This window comes from Criblamydia sequanensis CRIB-18 (assembly GCF_000750955.1).
Taxonomy (GTDB): domain Bacteria; phylum Chlamydiota; class Chlamydiia; order Chlamydiales; family Criblamydiaceae; genus Criblamydia; species Criblamydia sequanensis.
Genome location: NZ_CCEJ010000013.1, coordinates 15,315 through 31,030 on the forward strand (window position 1 = coordinate 15,315; position 15,716 = coordinate 31,030).

Here is a 15,716-nt window from a genome sequence, read left to right on the forward strand (position 1 = left end):
TCTTGGAAAATTTACGCTTCGATCTCTTTTTGAGAAGCTTCTACTTTTGCTCCAGCAGGAGTTTCTTGATCAAAGCCATGGAGCGCTTTTACTTTAGATTTTTTTCCATGAGTACCGCGTAGGTAGTAGAGTTTTCCTCGTCTAACATCACCACGCTTAATCACTTCAAGTTTAGCAATTCTTGGGCTATGCAGGAGAAACACTCTTTCCATACCTTCGCCAAAAGCGACTCTATGAAGAGAAAAAGTCTCAGAAAGTCCTGTGCCTTTTCTTGCAATTACAGTTCCTGTAAAAACCTGGACACGCTCTTTATCACCTTCAATAATTCTTGTGTGTACTCGAAGAGAATCGCCCACTTTAAATTCCGGGAGATTTTTCTTCAACCTTCCCTCTTCAAGCTTTTGAATAATAGCTTGCTTTGTCATACGTCGTCTCCTTAATAATTTTCTTGGGACCAAGAGGCTTATAAGCTCTCTTGTCCGTTAGCTTTACGAGTGTCTTTGCCCTTGATAAATCGTTCGTAAAGATCGGGCCTTGCACTCTTTGTTTTTTTTAAAGCCTGTTCATCTCTCCAGGCTGAAATATTCTTATGATTCCCATTAAGCAGCACTTCCGGGACCTTCATCCCCCTAAACTCTTCAGGACGAGTGTAGTGTGGATAGTCTAAAAGACCTTTTTCAAAAGAGTCCTCATTAGCGGCTTCCCCATGTCCTAGCACTTCAGGAATAAACCGTATCAGTGCATCGATGACAACAATTGCGGCTAAGCAACCATTTGTCAGAACATAATCTCCGATGCTGATTTCCTCATCGACTGTCATTTCTAACGCACGTTCGTCAATCCCTTCATAATGGCCGGCCAAAAAAATCAAATGTTTTTCCTGGGCCAAGCGCCTTGCAGTCTCCGCATTAAAGGGCTTTCCTTGAGGACTTAAGTAAATCACTCTAGATTCAGGGGTCTCAACACTTTTTACGGCATCGACAACTGGACCTGGCATTAAAACCATTCCAGGACCCCCTCCATAAGGCCTTGCATCCACACGATTATGCTTATTATCTGCAAACTTGCGGATATCCGTTAAATGCAAATCAATAAGCTTAGCCTTTCTTGCCCTTGCTATTATACTTTCATCAAAAGGCCCCTTAAAATATCCGGGAAATAACGATAAAATATCAATGCGAAGGCAAGAAGGGCTATCCGTCATAGAAAACTACGCAGCTTGCTTTGAAGCTTTATTTCTAGCCTTTCTTTTAGCGGCCATTTTGGCTTTATGCGCCAAAGTTCTTTCAGTGTGAGTACGGATAATTTCAGGAGCCACTTTAAAAACTAAAGATTGCGCTCTTTCTGAAAGCTCTGCGCCATGTTCCAACCAATGGGCAACTCTATCCGCTTTCAATGAAAGCGTCATTTCTTCTTTAGAAGCTAAAGGATCATACCATCCAAGAGCTTCAACGTATTTTCCGTCACGCTTCGTGCGAGTATCTGTGACAACAAGTCTATAAGTCTCACGATTGGTACGGCCTTGTTTTCTTAGTCTAATTTTTAACCCCATAGGGATCCTCCCATCATCTTTTGCATCTGTTTCAGACTAGGCATATTTTTAAAAAATTTTCGCGCTTGTTTGAATGATTTTTCTAATCGATTGACATCATCCAATGCGGTTCCGCTTCCTCTTGCTACGCGCTTTCTACGAGAAAACGATAATTCATCTTTACCCGACCTTTCTTCTAGAGTCATTGAATAGATGATGGCTTCAATTTTGAAAAATTCCTTATCATCAATGTCAAGACCTTTAAAGCTAGCCATTCCAGGAATCATGCCCAAAAGACTTTTCAGGGATCCCATCTTTTTCACCATTTGGATTTGCTTTAAATAATCCTCGTAGGTGAAAGTGGCTGTTCGGATTTTGTGCTCCAGGGACTTGGCTTCTTCTTCGCCAATATGCTCTTGAGCTTTCTTTACTAAATTTATGGTATCGCCCATTCCCAAAATTCGATCAGCCATCGAGGTCGGGTTAAATACCTGGAGATCTTCTATTTTCTCTCCGATTCCTTCAAACTTTAAGGGCTTGCCGGTCACCTCTCTAATGGAGATCGCAGCTCCCCCTCTTGTACTGCCGTCAAGCATGGTTAAGATAGAACCTGTCATCTCAACTTGCTTGTCAAATTCAGCAGCAATTGAAACGGCTTCTTGCCCGAGGGTAGCATTCGCAACAAAAAGAACCTCGTCCGGCTTTAAAGCTTTTTTCAAGCCATTAAGCTCAGCCATTAACTCATCATCAAGATGAATACGCCCTGCCGTATCAATAATCAACACATCGTGCTGATCTTGTTTTGCCTTGTCATAAGCTCCAAGAGCCACATCTAATGGCTTTTGACTATTTTCAAGAGCAAAAACATCAACGCCTGCTTTCTCGCCAAGAGTTTTCACTTGTAAAACAGCAGCCGGCCTTTGCAAATCGCAAGCTGCGATTAAAGGCTTCTTGGCGAGGCCTAATCGCTTAAGATAGTGAGCAAGCTTTGCAGCAGCTGTTGTTTTACCCGAGCCTTGCAAACCGCAAAGCATAACAACAGAAGGCTTATTGTCTAAATTCAACTTAGCTTCACCGCCGCCCATTAAGGCTTGCAATTCATCATGAACCACCTTAATGAACTGCTGTCCGGGGGTCACAGATTTAAGCACCTGATCTCCGACGGCTTTTTCTTTCACCCTCTGAATCAGGGTCTTAACAACGCTATAACTCACATCGGCTTCTAAAAGAGCAAGTCTTACTTCGCGTACCGCTTCTTGAATATTATCTTCAGTAAGTTTGCGTGTAAGGGACAGTTTTTGGACTAGTCCTTGCATTTTTTCACTTAAAAAGCCAAGCATAGTGGACCTAAGAGCCGTTTGTTAAGTGTTTATCTATCCAACAAGTCGAATGCCGGACAAGGGTCCGGCAAGCTATAAATTTTAGGGCTAAGGAGCGCTTCTTTTTTAAGCAAATGCGACGTTATCACCCGAAATTTTAATTTTTCAAGTCGTTTGGGAATCAGCATACAGAAAAATTCAAACAAATTCAAGGGAAATGAAACGGTCTTTGTCTTCATAGTCTTTTTCAATTTGCAAATTCCGCCAAACAGGACGATTTGAAAAAACTTTTGCTACTAAATCCCCTTGCAAACACCCGATTTCAAAAAAAATTTTTGCTCCGGGATTTAGCTTCGGAGGAAGCTCTTTTTCAAATCGTTCATAGAACTCAATCCCCGAATGCCCGCTAACTAACGCCATTTTTGGCTCAAATAACCGAACTTCATCTTCCAAACCTTCATATTCTTCTTCTTTAACGTAAGGGGGATTTGAGACAAAAAAATCCGCTTTTTGAACGAAAGGATTAAGGCCGTCTCCTTCCAAAAACTCAACCTCTACTTGATTTAAAAGAGCATTTTTTCGAGCGGTCTCAAGCGCATCTTTTGATAAATCAATCCCGATCACCCGAAGAGACGGGAAGCGTTTTTTTAAAGAGACGGCGATGCAGCCGCTGCCGGTGCAAACATCAATTAAAACTTTATTAGACAAGTCTACTTTGGAAAGCCTGTTTGCTATGAGATCGACCAGGAGTTCCGTTTCCTGCCTTGGAATCAAAACATTTTTTGAAACTTCAATCAGAGCCCCAAAAAAAGGGACTGAACCTATAATGTAAGCTATAGGTTCATTATTTCCGCGGCGTTTTATAAGCCTTCGGTACTCGTCCACTTCTTCTTTAGTTAACGGCCGATCATATTGGAGGTATAAATCCATGCGCTGCAGGGAAAGGACATGGGCAAGCAAAAGTTCAGCTTCCCTCTTTGAAAAAGAAATCTTCTTATCAAGCAAGTACTGCTGCGCAGCTTTTAAAATCTCAAGCAAGCTTTTCATCATTCGAATTAACTTTCTTCACCTTGCAGCTTTTCCTGATAGAAGTGCGAGACAAGACCTTGGCAGAAATCGTCAAGCGCCCCTTCCATAACAAGGTCAAGGTTAAATTTCGTTAAATTAATTCTATGATCCGTAATTCGGTTTTGAGGGAAGTTATAGGTTCGAATCCTTTCCGAGCGATCGCCTGAGCCTACTTGACTTGCCCTATTTTGAGCCATTTCCTGATGCTTTTTTTCACGTTCCACTTCAACAATTTTTGCTTTAAGCAAGCGAAGCGCTTTCTCTTTGTTTTTATGCTGGCTTCTTTCTTGCTGGCACTCGACCACAATGCCTGTCGGCAAGTGGGTTAAACGAACGGCGCTATCGGTTGTATTAACATGCTGGCCTCCTGCTCCTGAAGATCTGAAAGTATCGACCCGCAAATCCCTTTCATCGACATGAACATCTGTTTCTTCATCCGGTTCAATCAGAATGGCAATCGTAATGGCAGAGGTATGGACTCGCCCTTGCGCTTCCGTCAATGGAATGCGCTGCACCCGATGAGTGCCGCCTTCATATCTAAGAAATCTATACACATTCGGACCCGAGAGAACCATAGCGTATTCTTTAAATCCTCCGATCTCAGAAGGTGTGCAGGATAAAAGCTCATAACGCCAACCCATCTTATCCGCATACATTTTATACATGCGAACGCAATCGGCAACAAAAAGAGACGCCTCATCCCCTCCTGTACCCGCACGAAGCTCCATGATGGTGTTTTTACTGTCATTCGGGTCCGGTGGAACAAGTAAATTGTTAAGCTGCGTATCAAGATCCGGAATGGCAAGAGTGACTCGATTGATTTCTTCTTCCAAAACCGCCCTGAATTCAGGGTCTTTTTCCAAAGAAAGAAGCTCTTTATTTTCCTCTAATTCTTTTTTTGACTTTTCAAGGGTTTCATAGGCTGTCTTAACATCTAAAAGGTAAGAGTGCTCCTGAGCCAATTCTTTGTACCGCGTCTTATTCTGAAGAACTCCAGGGTCCCCCAAAGCCACTTCCACTTCATCAAATCGCTTAAGCAACTTGGCAATACGCTTTTCCATAAAATCTCAAAATTTAAGTTTTAGAAGATAAAAAGATAAAAATAATTTTAGTTCAATAGAATTTAGAATTCCAAAGCAATTAAAAAAAATAGGCCCAAAAACTCCATTCGGTGTTTTTGGGTCATAGATAACTAGAACGGGCAAAAAAAAGAGTTATTTTTTCTTTTTAGGAGCCGGTTTTGCGGGTTTTGTCGGTTTTTTCTTTGAGCTTTCTTCTTTTTCTTCACCTTCTTCTTCACCTTCTTCTTTTTTCTGAGGAGCAGGCTTGGAAGCGTAGCGCTTCATAAATTTGTCCACTCGGCCTTCAGCATCCACTAACTGACGGCTTCCTGTAAAGAATGGGTGAGAAGCCGAGGAAATGGAAACGCGGCAAACAGGGTATTCTTTTCCTTCAAACTTTTCTGTTTCAGTTGATTCAAGGGAGGAGCCGCAAACAAAGCGATGACCGGTAGCGGAGTCGACAAAAAGGACTTCGCGGTATTTAGGATGAGTATTTTTTTTCATTTAAACCCTCTTAGGACTTATGATATAAACAATAACTTTAACTGAATTTCTACAATAGTAGACAAATTTTTCTTAAATCACAAGGTCTTTTACGCAAAATACTGTTGATTTTGCTCCATAGGCATCCTTTGCTCTTACGCTTTCAACTTCACAAAAGAAGCCTCGGAAGACTCTTCTATTTGAGTAAAAAGATTCCTCTCACATACAATGTTTTCTTTAGTCTTTCGTTCAAACCGAAACCAAGTTAAAGAGACCCCATACCATGATCACTTTTCAAGAACTTATCCAGCGCCTTAATAATTTTTGGATTAAAAAAGGTGTCGCCATCCAGCAAGGCTATGACCTTGAAGTGGGTGCCGGAACTTTTAACCCGGCCACTTTTTTACGCTGTCTTGGGCCGGAACCTTATTCAGCAGCTTATGTTGAACCTTCAAGAAGACCAACAGACGGCCGCTACGGCACAAATCCAAACCGTGTGCAGCACTATTTTCAATATCAGGTCATGATGAAGCCCTCTCCGCAAAATTTGCAAGAGCTCTACTTGCAATCTCTTGAAGCTATCGGGTTTGATCTAAAAGAACATGACATACGTTTTGTTCATGATGACTGGGAATCCCCCACCCTTGGCGCTTCAGGTCTTGGCTGGGAAGTTTGGATGGACGGGATGGAGGTAACTCAATTCACCTATTTTCAAAACTGCGGCGGCTTATCTTTAAAGCCTGTAACAGGTGAGATCACTTATGGTCTTGAAAGACTTGCCCTCTATATTCAAAAAGTCGACAGCATCTTCGATATCAAGTGGAATGACACTTTAACCTACGGCGATATCTATTTTCGCAATGAAGTCGAATGGACAACTTATAACTTTGAAGCCTCCTCGAATGAGATGTGGTTTAAACATTTTGAAGATTATGAAAAAGAGAGTAAGAATTGTTTAAAACACGGCCTTGTTATCCCAGCTTATGATTTCGTTATGAAAGCCTCGCATGCCTTTAATATGTTGGATGCAAGAGGAGTGATTTCAGTCACCGAACGGACAGGCTATATAGCAAGAGTTCGCTCTCTTGCTTGCGAAGTTGCGAAAGCTTATGTAAAAAGCCGGGAAGAGCAAGGGTTCCCCCTTATTAAAAATGGAGTCGAACCCCCTATAGAGAGAACCACTTTTCAAGACTTGGATGATGAATTAATTGAGGCTAAGCCCACTAAAAAAGAAGATTTTCTTCTTGAAATAGGCTCTGAAGAGCTGCCTGCTTCTTTTGTAACAACAGGCTGCATCAATTTAGAGCGATTAATAAGAAATCTCTTAACAAAAGAATCGATTCCTTTTGATGAAATCGAGATGTATGGAACTCCAAGAAGAATTACAGCTGTTGTGAAAGGCCTTGCTATGGCAAAGCCTTCTCAGGAAGAGGAAAGGCGCGGGCCGGCAGTTGAGGTAGCTTTTAACGAAAAGGGTCAGTTAACTCCCGCAGGGCTTGGTTTTTTCCGCTCAATCAAAAAGGAACCTGCCCATCTTTCTGACATTAAAGAGGGCAAGGAGAAAGATCTTTCAATTAGAGAACAAAGCGGCAAGGATTATCTTTTTGCCAACCTTAAAACCGAGGGAAGATCTACCGCTCTCATCCTTTTTGAGCATCTGCCCGACCTTATTTTAAATGTTGACTTCCCGAAGAAAATGCGCTGGTCGGATCTAGACATTGCCTACGCAAGGCCTCTTCGCTGGATAGTCGCTCTATTCGGCAAGCACGTGATCCCCTTTCAAATCGGCAATATTACAGCTTCAAGAAACTCTTTTGGACATAGCCAGCTTTGCCCTTGGGACTTTGCCCTTCTAAAAGCCCAAGATTATTTCCATCTGCTCAAGAATCATAAAGTAATTCCGGACATAACTGAAAGAAAGAGTGTGATCGAGAAAAAATTAGACGAGTTAGAGAAGTCTCATACCTGTCAAATCCTAGCCCGTGAAAAAGTCTTGGAGGAAGTGGCAAATCTGACAGAATGGCCTGAGCTTATTGTTGGAAGCTTTGATGCTAACTTTCTCAAAGTTCCGAAAGAAGTTCTTATTTCAGAAATGGTGGAGCATCAAAAGTACTTTCCGATGGAAAAACCTGATGGCACTTTAAAAAATCAATTCGTCATTACGGCGAACACAAAACCTTCCCCAAAAATTAAGGAAGGGAATGAAAGGGCCTTATCTCCAAGATTGGCGGACGGCCTTGCCCTTTATGACCTTGATGTCAAAGTTTCTTTAGACTCTTTTATTGAAAAGCTTAAGAGCATTACTTTCCAAAAAGACCTAGGGACAGTTTACGACAAAACCGAAAGGCTCATTAAGCATGGGAAACTTTTACAAAAATTACTTAAAATCAGCACTCCTGAAAAAATAGAGAGAGCCGCTACCCTTTCTAAATGCGATATCCCATCAAAAATGATTTATGAATTTCCTGAGCTGCAAGGGTACATGGGACGCTATTATGCTCTCGCCCATAAAGAAGATCCGGAAGTTGCTGACAGCATTGAAGAGCACTGGCGTCCAAGAGGCGAAGGCGGGGAGCTTCCCAAGACTGAAACAGGTATTCTTTTAAGCCTTGCTGAAAAGTTTGACAATTTGGTTGGTTTCTCTCTGATAGGCATAAAAGCCACCTCATCAAGCGACCCGTATGCCCTTAGAAGACAAGCCTTCGGCATCATCAAAATCATTATCGACAATCAATTTAATCTACCTCTGAAAACTGTTTTAGAAGGGATCATGAAACATTTTCCTCAATCGATTTACAAAGGAAAGGAAGAAAGTTTAAAAGAGCTTGAAGAGTTTTTTGTGGCTCGTGTTAAGACTGTTTTTCTCGATTATGATGTAAGTAAAGATGAAGTGGAAGCTTCCCTATCGGGCGGTATCGATGACATTTTTGACACATTTTGCAAGGTAAAGGCTCTCCACTCCTTTAGGGCGCAAGAAGATAAGTTTACCAAGCTCTATGAAGTTTATAGAAGAGCTAAAGGACAGATTGGAAAAGAAAACTTCCAAAATTTCTCTGAGTCCCTGCTTGTAGAACATGCGGAGAAAGAGCTCCACCACCACTTGGCGCTCTCTGAAAAACCTTTCACGGAGGCTCTTGAAAGGCATGCTTATGACCAAGCTTATCTTCTAATTTCAGATATTCAGCCGCACCTTGCCAAACTATTTGATGAAGTTAAGATTCTTTCGGATGACTCAAAAATTAGAGCAAATCGAATTGCCCTTCTAAAAAGAGTCTTTGATCGATTCTTCCTTCTTCTAGACTTCGGTAAAATTCGGGTCGAATAAATTAACTAAGAGCATGAATTTATTTTATTAATTCATGCTCCTATCTGCCATTTATAAAATCTTAACATTACAATGTTTAAATTTAACTTTTGAGTAGTCTGTAGAATTATTTTAAGTTAATCGCTTTAAAAAGGGAAAAAAGGATTTCTATGAATAATCCGGTTAATCTCTCTACTCCTGCGCTTCAGAATATGCCAGCTGAGCTACAAGTTCACATTTTTAAAAAGCTAAGCGAGGTTGATTTATCTATTATGGGGCTTACTTGTAACCAATTTAATAGTTTTTTAGAGAATTTTATTTGGGAAAACAAGTTACCTAAAGCCTCTCAAACCCAAACTCAAAATTTATCGAAGAAGACACAAGTTTTGAATTACTATCAAAGTTACTGTCAATATTTTGCTTCAAAATATCCAGCTCTAAAAGAACAAGCGTTACCTACTGTTTTCGAACAAAAAAACCGAACTGATGAGTTTCTTAAGAACATTTTTAACAGCCAAATTAAAAAAAATCACCAACGAGCGATTAAACTAGTTAGTAACTTGATAGATGAGAAGCCGGAGCTTATAAATTTGGTTGCGAATGTCCTATCTGATGTTCATTCCCCCGAAATTGATACTTTAAAATCTTATATAATTCTTAAGTCTGTAAGAAATTGCCCACATCAATCTTTGAATCTTATTAAGAAAATGAATCTTATTATTAAAGAATTTACACCGGATTGTAAAATGAATTTATTGACAGAAGCAGTCCGGTATGCTCCTTCTTTACTAGAGTTTTTTATTCAGCAAGAAGCTAAGCCTGACTGGACGGCGCTCACTACTGCTGCCAAATATAACCCCTCTTTAATTCCAAGCTTACTTAAAGCCGGAGCTGTTCCCAATATATGGGTATTAATAGCTATAGCTCAGCATTCGGAAGAATATATAGAAATCATTTCAAACCTCTTATTAGCTCAAGGCGTCGATTCAAACCTTATCGAAGAGACCCTTACATCAGCCACCGCTTAAATTCCAAAATTTCTCTGAGTCCCAGCTTTTAGAGCATGCTCGAAAAAGAGCTCCACCATCATTTGGAATAAATCTTAAAAGCCGTTTACGTACCTTCTTGAAAGCATGCTTATGAACAAACCTATCTTCTGATTTCAGATATAAGAGCCGCATCTTACCCAACTATTTGACGTTAAGATTCTTTCGGATGACTCAAAAATTAGAGCGAATCGCCGCTTTATAAGTCTTCCTGGAAGCTGGATTATTAATAAATTCATGCTTCATTTTCTATGATCACAAACATAATATTAAATACCATTAATAGTAAAACTTTTCTTTTAGTAATAAAAGATCGTTTTAATTAGTATAATCACCTGAAGTTTTACTTATTTTAATATTTGGTAACATTAAAGCAGAATAATTAATTAGAGCATGAAAACAAATTTACGATTCACTTTTCAAAAATGAGAGTAATTACTAGAATTACGTTAATTTTTTAATTAAAAATAGGATTTTAAAATGAATAGCATACATGAAGCTTCACCTCTTCAAAGCTTACCGCTAGAATTACAAGTGGCCATTTGTTCGTACCTTAAGGACATAGACCTTGCAATCATGGAGTTAACTTGCAAACACTTTAAAGAGCTTTTAAAAGACGACCTATTTTGGAAAGAGAACACCCCGCTCAGCGCTCAATTGTACCCGACTCTCTCTGCTAAGGATAGCTTATTGAAAAACTATCGCGACTATTGCAATTATTTTTCTGAAATATTTCCTGAGCTAAAAGAAGGGCCCTCTCTTAATGCATTCCAGAAGAAAAAGCAAACCGATGAGGTTCTAAAAAAGTCTTTTAAAGATAGATCTCACACAGAGACAGCTACTCTATTCCTAAATATTTTTTACCATAAAAAAGAACTCATAAACTTTGTTGTGGATGTTTTCTCGGATTTTAATCCTCATTAGGTAATCAGGAATTAACAATAGACATCTTGCATGCTTCGATTACTAGCGCTCCAAATACGTTTATTTCTGTAGTAAAAAAATTGAATATTAATTTTAGGGAATTCGATTTGAAAATGCAACTCTGGTTTTTAAAACAGGCAATTGGAAATAGTAAGGCTAATCCGGAATTAGTCCCATTTCTTCTCGAAGAAGGCATAAAACCTGATGATAACTGTTTGTTAGCCGCCAGATGGAGTCCTGAGTTAATTCCAATCCTCACTGAGGCGATGAATTGTTAACTAAATTAAATGCCAAAAGCCTAATTTATCGGTAAAATTAGAGGTGAATAGTTAATTTGAAAGCATGAGTTTAATAATAAATTCATACTTGATTTAAAATAAACTTTATGTTAAAATTTTAATTTAATTTTACTAATTTTTTATTTATGTAAAATAAAAATTAATCAATTTAAAAGGTTTATTATGAATAATTTATCTCATATTTCGCACCTGCAATCCCTGCCGATAGAAGTGCAAACAGGAATTTGTTCCAAGCTCAAAAAAAGAGACCTCGCCATTCTTGGAGCAACTTCCAAACATTTTAACGGGCTTTTGGAGGACGATTTATTTTGGAAAAGCGATAAAGTTATGCCTTCTTTCCAACCCGGATCCTCTAAAAAAGACCGACTTCTTCAAACTTACCGCGCCTATTGTCAATTTTTTAGTTCCCATTACCCTGAGCTTAAAAAAGAGGCTTCATCTAATATTTTCGAACAAAAGAAGCGAACAGATGAATTCCTTTCTAATCTTATTCAAGAGGTTGATTTCCGAGAATTCATGGGTAATATCATTTTAGAAAAGCCGGAAATTATGAATGTTGTTGACGACCTTGTTTTAAATTTACCCCCCTCTGCTTTAGCAAATATCCTCTCAAACTCAATTAAGAACTCCCCTCAAACAAGAACCCCCCGAACCCCCCTGAATATTATAGCGGAATTAAAAATAGATTTTAAAAATTGGCCAGGACCTCTTCACGATAAAATTATGCAGGCAGCTGAACAATATAACCCAAATTTAATATTTGATCTCTATGACAGAGGGTTAGAGCCGGGTCGTCTGTAAGCTTTCCCAGGGAAAAATTGCTCTATTATCAAGACTCTAAGAAGTTTTCCTTTTAGAGTCTTGATGTGTCCAAAAGAAAAATTTTTTCAGAACAATCACATTTATAGTCTTGGTTTCCCATTAGATATTCATTTTCTTAACAAAACCTTTACACATAATCATTTTTATTAAAACCGATTATTTGTTACTATCTTACTTTTTTAATTTAAAAATTTAAAATTAGGATAATTATGCCATCCATTACAGTAATAAATAATATCACTGACGTTAGTCATTTGAGAGACGCTGTTTCGTGTAAAAGTTTGGGAAGTCTAGTTGATGCCAAGGGGAACGCCCTAAAAGCCGACCATAAAGGAAATCAATATCGAATCGTCGCCAAAAAGGAAAGATCGACGACTTTCTTTGAGAAAATGCTTATTGCCTTAGCGTTGCTTTCTTCTCTTGGGCTTGCTCTCATTCATAAGTCTTTTCGAAAGCTTATGGGAAGCCAAAAAGTCGTTAATCACTACGCCATCCGAGAGCTTTCAGATAAGCCGGATAATACCGGGTCTATGAAATTAATGGGTCATCTACCTCAAGAAATTCTTTATAAAATTTTGGGCTATTTTGACCGCCCAAATTTGCAAGCCTGCTCTAGAGTTTGCAAAGATTGGCATGACACAGCCTATGATGCGACTCTTCTTCAAGATTTAGGAGTTGCCCCTAAAAACCTCTATGAATCTAAGAATTGGAATGAGGATTTTGGGCTAGAGGTTGATGCCACCCCACGATTAACAAACGAGCTAATACGAGAACTTAATAAAGTCTGCCCATTTTCAGGAGACGGAAGGAAAGTTTACGAAACGCATACTATTTATCTTGTTCCTAAAACTAACGGTCAGTCTCTTCCCTTCTATGAAGCACAAAAGCTTGCAAGATCAAAAAGCTTTCCTTTTCTTAGAGCCAATCCAAAAAATCCTGCCGGCGCATGTAGTAGCCAATGGATCCTAATGTATAACGGCATAGCTCCTGTATCCATAGGAAAATCCGATCCGCTAAAAGTAGAGCTTATTTTTAATGATAAAACTTTGACAGATCTTGGTTATGAAGTTCCTGATGTTATAGAGGTCTATCTTGCATCTCTTGCTGGATATGCAAAGTCCGGAACCTATCCTTTTGAGAAAGGCGCTATTGCTTGCTGCAACGACGGTGTTATTTCCTACGCTGAAAGTATCCATGACCCAATTACTGACCAATTCAGACCCGCTGTCAAACGCTTCTAAAAAACTTTAGGCATGAGAGGAAAACCCTTTCATGCCCATACCAAATCTTAACACAATCTTGTAATGTTTATTATTAAGACATGGTAAACGTGTTAAACTAAAATTTACAATTGTTAAATTAATAATTTAACTAAAAACCTTTATAATAAAAGGTATAATAGTTAAATATTGGTAAATTATGGAAACTTTTGATCCTTCCGGAATAAAAGCCTCCGCCCCTAGAGAAGAAAACGAACCTCTCCTTAAGGAAAATGAACCTCTCCTTCAAGAATTACCTAAAACTCCCCTTCAAACTGCGTCATTAAAAGTGGCCTCTTTCTTTAAAGAACAAAAAGCGCGCCTTTCTACTAAAGCTTCTGAAAGTTTTGCTTGGGGTTTGAGATATTTAAGCCTTTATAAAAGAGAAGAAGGGCGAATTGAAAAAATCGCTAAAAGCGGAAAAGATGCCGAAGCTAGAAAGTCAGTTGAACAAATTGGCTTAAAAGGTCTTGCTGAGCCTGCAAATGACGAACAGAAAGAAAAAGAAGCTCTTAAAGGCAAACTTATTGAAAAATCTTTTCTTCTAGATGAGGATCATTTCTTTGGCACTGAATCTATTGTCAGACAATCTCCCATTCCTCTTATTATAAACAGTCATGAAGCAACACTTGCTCACTTGTCAGATGAGATAGCTCATGGACGCCTATCATCCAATGATGAAAAAGTTCAATCTTTGATAGCCTATCACAGTAAGGCTCTTGCTAATGCTAAAGAGCTTGTAGAAGTTGGGATAGATTGGAGCAGCTCTAATTACTTTCGCGATCTTTTAGCTGCCCATCCCGATAAAAGCTATGAAGAAGTCATGGACCTTTACCTTTCAACCCCCATCAATTTACGTTTTCATAGCTATGATGATGAAAGTTCTAATCGGACCGGTTTTTTTAGGATCGGGGTCATCACTGATTTATCAAACGGTTGGACTAATTTAGAAGAGTTAAAAGAGTTTAAAGAGGGAAAAAAAACGGAGGAATTAAACGCTCGTATCGCTGATTTAGCCATTAGAAAACAACCTTTAAACGAAAAGTTAGCAAAATTAGAAAAAAGTTATGAGAAGCTTTTAGATCGTCAGAAAGAAGCTTTGAAAGAATATGAATCCCTAACTGAAGGCAAAAAACAGGAAAAGCTTGGGGAAAAAATCATTTCCCTTCAGAAAAATATACACCGGGCCGGATTATCTATAAAAGTTCTAAAGCATCAAATAGGCTCTCTTGATTATGCTCAAAAAGAGCTTAGCAATATCCCGAAGACCCTGGAAAAACGAAGGAATATTCTTCAAGACCAGTTTCTCATCCTTTTATCAAGTCAAATTAAAGAGCACCGCCACACCATAAGTTCTCTTAATACCGGAGATCCCTTTTTATTCGCTCACTTAAGTCTTTTAAATAAGGATTTGAAAATTCATGACAAAAGCGGATGGATGCACGATGAAGAAAATGAAATGCTTGACATGCAAGCCATCTTCCAAGAGTTCAAGGGTAAAACCATCCACTTTGAAGATATTAATGGTCCCTTTATTGATAAGGAAGGGAATATCCATTTACCGAAAACGTTATTAGATTCAAAAAAAGCGCCTGCATCCCTTCAATTAAACCCGGCCTTTTTTAATGTTAGCGTTCAAAGATCCGTGATTAATAATCCTCTTCAAAGAAAGATTAACGATCAAGGATTGAAAGACCTCGAAGCACACTTTAAAATGATGCAAAAAAAACCTGAAAACTATTTTAAGCATTTAGAGACAATAAAAACGGTTTTATCAAGGAAGAAGCTTCGACATCAGGATGCGGGAGAAATCACATTTAACCTGCTAAAAATCAACAACATCCTTTCTCTAAACTGCTTAAGCGCCAAAGACAGGACGGGGCTTGTTGCGGCAACTGTGATCCATGATTTATTATCAGAGCGTGTGAATGAATCAAAATCGCTTTCTCCCAAGATAAAGAAACGCTTTCTAAAAAAAGAAGCCCAGGAAATGGTTGCGAAAGATAGCCCGAGTGTCCAAGCGGTCGAAGATAATACAGGGGATACTGTGTTAAAATGCTGTTTACTCTTTTTTCCGAAAGTAACTCTGCCAAATCGCGCCCTCTACAGCTTAAAACAAGGCATTGTGGCTATATCCGGAAAGAAAAAAGCGCCTCACATTACAGTTAAACACTAATCTAAGAATCTATCGCGATCTTTGAGATTTGGAATTACACAAGCGGTTGGTTTAAAGATTTTTTTTCTGTGTTTAGCAATGAATCGATAACCGAAATTATAGAGCCAGGCAGGCAAGAAATAAAAAACCCCAAGAGCTTTATAACCCCCTCCAAGCAACCAAAAAATACGAAAGACAGCTTTTCCAAAAAGATAAACTTTTGGATTCTCCCCTTGATAATCTTCGATTAGAATAATACTGTCGGCTTGCTTTACCTCGTCCGGAAGATCTTGTAGAGCCAAGGCTGCATGTTTTCCTTGCAGGGGAGCAAAGATAAAAACCCTTTTTTTATCGGCTTTCAAGAGAAACTGAACGACCTGATCGCAAAAACCGCACTCGCCATCATAAAAAACAAGATGTTTCATGGGACTGTCTGCCATAACTT

General features: G+C 39.0%; 15 protein-coding genes. 7 read left to right on the plus strand and 8 right to left on the minus strand.

Annotation, left to right across the window (positions count from 1 at the left end; translation table 11 throughout):
- Positions 1–11: 11 nt before the first annotated feature.
- The 7 genes from rplS to CSEC_RS11605 form a co-directional block, all read right to left on the minus strand.
- Positions 12–425, minus strand: a complete 414-nt coding sequence (gene rplS / locus CSEC_RS11575; protein ID WP_053332036.1) for a 50S ribosomal protein L19 — start codon at positions 423–425, stop codon at positions 12–14.
- A 38-nt stretch (positions 426–463) separates the two neighbouring features.
- Complete coding sequence (trmD, locus tag CSEC_RS11580; protein WP_041018652.1) at positions 464–1,204, minus strand: tRNA (guanosine(37)-N1)-methyltransferase TrmD; 741 nt, start codon at positions 1,202–1,204, stop codon at positions 464–466.
- Between the two features lie 6 nt (positions 1,205–1,210).
- Positions 1,211–1,552, minus strand: coding sequence for a 30S ribosomal protein S16 (gene rpsP, locus CSEC_RS11585; RefSeq protein ID WP_041018653.1), 342 nt, complete (start codon positions 1,550–1,552; stop codon positions 1,211–1,213).
- On the minus strand, positions 1,543–2,871 hold the full coding sequence (ffh, locus tag CSEC_RS11590; protein ID WP_041018654.1) for a signal recognition particle protein: 1,329 nt from the start codon (positions 2,869–2,871) through the stop codon (positions 1,543–1,545). Before ffh ends, rpsP begins: the two co-directional genes overlap by 10 nt.
- Positions 2,872–3,048: 177 nt before the next feature.
- Positions 3,049–3,900, minus strand: coding sequence for a peptide chain release factor N(5)-glutamine methyltransferase (prmC, locus tag CSEC_RS11595; RefSeq protein WP_053332037.1), 852 nt, complete (start codon positions 3,898–3,900; stop codon positions 3,049–3,051).
- Between the two features lie 5 nt (positions 3,901–3,905).
- Positions 3,906–4,979, minus strand: coding sequence for a peptide chain release factor 1 (gene prfA / locus CSEC_RS11600; protein ID WP_041018655.1), 1,074 nt, complete (start codon positions 4,977–4,979; stop codon positions 3,906–3,908).
- A 153-nt stretch (positions 4,980–5,132) separates the two neighbouring features.
- The gene (locus CSEC_RS11605) at positions 5,133–5,483 is read right to left on the minus strand and encodes a type B 50S ribosomal protein L31 (protein ID WP_053332038.1); all 351 of its coding nucleotides are present in this window, start codon (positions 5,481–5,483) and stop codon (positions 5,133–5,135) included.
- A gap of 262 nt (positions 5,484–5,745) precedes the next feature.
- On the opposite strand from CSEC_RS11605, the gene CSEC_RS11610 reads away from it, so the two are divergent.
- From CSEC_RS11610 to CSEC_RS11635, 7 genes are all read left to right on the plus strand, one after another.
- Positions 5,746–8,787, plus strand: a complete 3,042-nt coding sequence (locus CSEC_RS11610) for a glycine--tRNA ligase (RefSeq protein WP_041018656.1) — start codon at positions 5,746–5,748, stop codon at positions 8,785–8,787.
- A gap of 149 nt (positions 8,788–8,936) precedes the next feature.
- Positions 8,937–9,794: an F-box protein gene (locus CSEC_RS11615; protein WP_041018657.1), complete on the plus strand. Its 858-nt coding sequence runs from the start codon at positions 8,937–8,939 to the stop codon at positions 9,792–9,794.
- 498 nt (positions 9,795–10,292) lie between these two features.
- A complete protein-coding gene (locus tag CSEC_RS11620; protein WP_041018658.1) occupies positions 10,293–10,736 on the plus strand; it encodes an F-box protein in 444 nt (147 codons plus the stop codon).
- A gap of 113 nt (positions 10,737–10,849) precedes the next feature.
- Complete coding sequence (locus CSEC_RS13195) at positions 10,850–11,014, plus strand: hypothetical protein (protein ID WP_154017704.1); 165 nt, start codon at positions 10,850–10,852, stop codon at positions 11,012–11,014.
- Between the two features lie 183 nt (positions 11,015–11,197).
- Complete coding sequence (locus tag CSEC_RS11625) at positions 11,198–11,836, plus strand: F-box protein (protein WP_041018659.1); 639 nt, start codon at positions 11,198–11,200, stop codon at positions 11,834–11,836.
- A 230-nt stretch (positions 11,837–12,066) separates the two neighbouring features.
- Positions 12,067–13,098 carry an F-box protein gene (locus CSEC_RS11630; protein WP_041018660.1) on the plus strand — a complete coding sequence of 344 codons (1,032 nt, stop codon included), beginning with the start codon at positions 12,067–12,069 and terminating at the stop codon, positions 13,096–13,098.
- A gap of 178 nt (positions 13,099–13,276) precedes the next feature.
- Complete coding sequence (locus CSEC_RS11635) at positions 13,277–15,292, plus strand: hypothetical protein (protein WP_041018661.1); 2,016 nt, start codon at positions 13,277–13,279, stop codon at positions 15,290–15,292.
- On the opposite strand, the gene CSEC_RS11640 is transcribed toward CSEC_RS11635, so the two are convergent.
- On the minus strand, positions 15,289–15,711 hold the full coding sequence (locus CSEC_RS11640) for a thiol-disulfide oxidoreductase DCC family protein (protein WP_041018662.1): 423 nt from the start codon (positions 15,709–15,711) through the stop codon (positions 15,289–15,291). The two genes, CSEC_RS11635 and CSEC_RS11640, sit on opposite strands and share 4 nt — an antisense overlap.
- Between the last annotated feature and the right edge of the window lie 5 nt (positions 15,712–15,716).

Coding starts and splice junctions, on each gene's coding strand:
- CSEC_RS13195 (WP_154017704.1), top strand. CDS start 10,850: ATGCAACTCTGGTTTTTAAAACAGGCAATTGGAAATAGTAAGGCTAAT.
- CSEC_RS11605 (WP_053332038.1), bottom strand. CDS start 5,483: ATGAAAAAAAATACTCATCCTAAATACCGCGAAGTCCTTTTTGTCGAC.
- CSEC_RS11635 (WP_041018661.1), top strand. CDS start 13,277: ATGGAAACTTTTGATCCTTCCGGAATAAAAGCCTCCGCCCCTAGAGAA.
- rpsP (WP_041018653.1), bottom strand. CDS start 1,552: ATGGGGTTAAAAATTAGACTAAGAAAACAAGGCCGTACCAATCGTGAG.
- rplS (WP_053332036.1), bottom strand. CDS start 425: ATGACAAAGCAAGCTATTATTCAAAAGCTTGAAGAGGGAAGGTTGAAG.
- ffh (WP_041018654.1), bottom strand. CDS start 2,871: ATGCTTGGCTTTTTAAGTGAAAAAATGCAAGGACTAGTCCAAAAACTG.
- CSEC_RS11615 (WP_041018657.1), top strand. CDS start 8,937: ATGAATAATCCGGTTAATCTCTCTACTCCTGCGCTTCAGAATATGCCA.
- CSEC_RS11620 (WP_041018658.1), top strand. CDS start 10,293: ATGAATAGCATACATGAAGCTTCACCTCTTCAAAGCTTACCGCTAGAA.
- prmC (WP_053332037.1), bottom strand. CDS start 3,900: ATGATGAAAAGCTTGCTTGAGATTTTAAAAGCTGCGCAGCAGTACTTG.
- CSEC_RS11630 (WP_041018660.1), top strand. CDS start 12,067: ATGCCATCCATTACAGTAATAAATAATATCACTGACGTTAGTCATTTG.
- CSEC_RS11640 (WP_041018662.1), bottom strand. CDS start 15,711: ATGGCAGACAGTCCCATGAAACATCTTGTTTTTTATGATGGCGAGTGC.
- trmD (WP_041018652.1), bottom strand. CDS start 1,204: ATGACGGATAGCCCTTCTTGCCTTCGCATTGATATTTTATCGTTATTT.
- prfA (WP_041018655.1), bottom strand. CDS start 4,979: ATGGAAAAGCGTATTGCCAAGTTGCTTAAGCGATTTGATGAAGTGGAA.
- CSEC_RS11610 (WP_041018656.1), top strand. CDS start 5,746: ATGATCACTTTTCAAGAACTTATCCAGCGCCTTAATAATTTTTGGATT.
- CSEC_RS11625 (WP_041018659.1), top strand. CDS start 11,198: ATGAATAATTTATCTCATATTTCGCACCTGCAATCCCTGCCGATAGAA.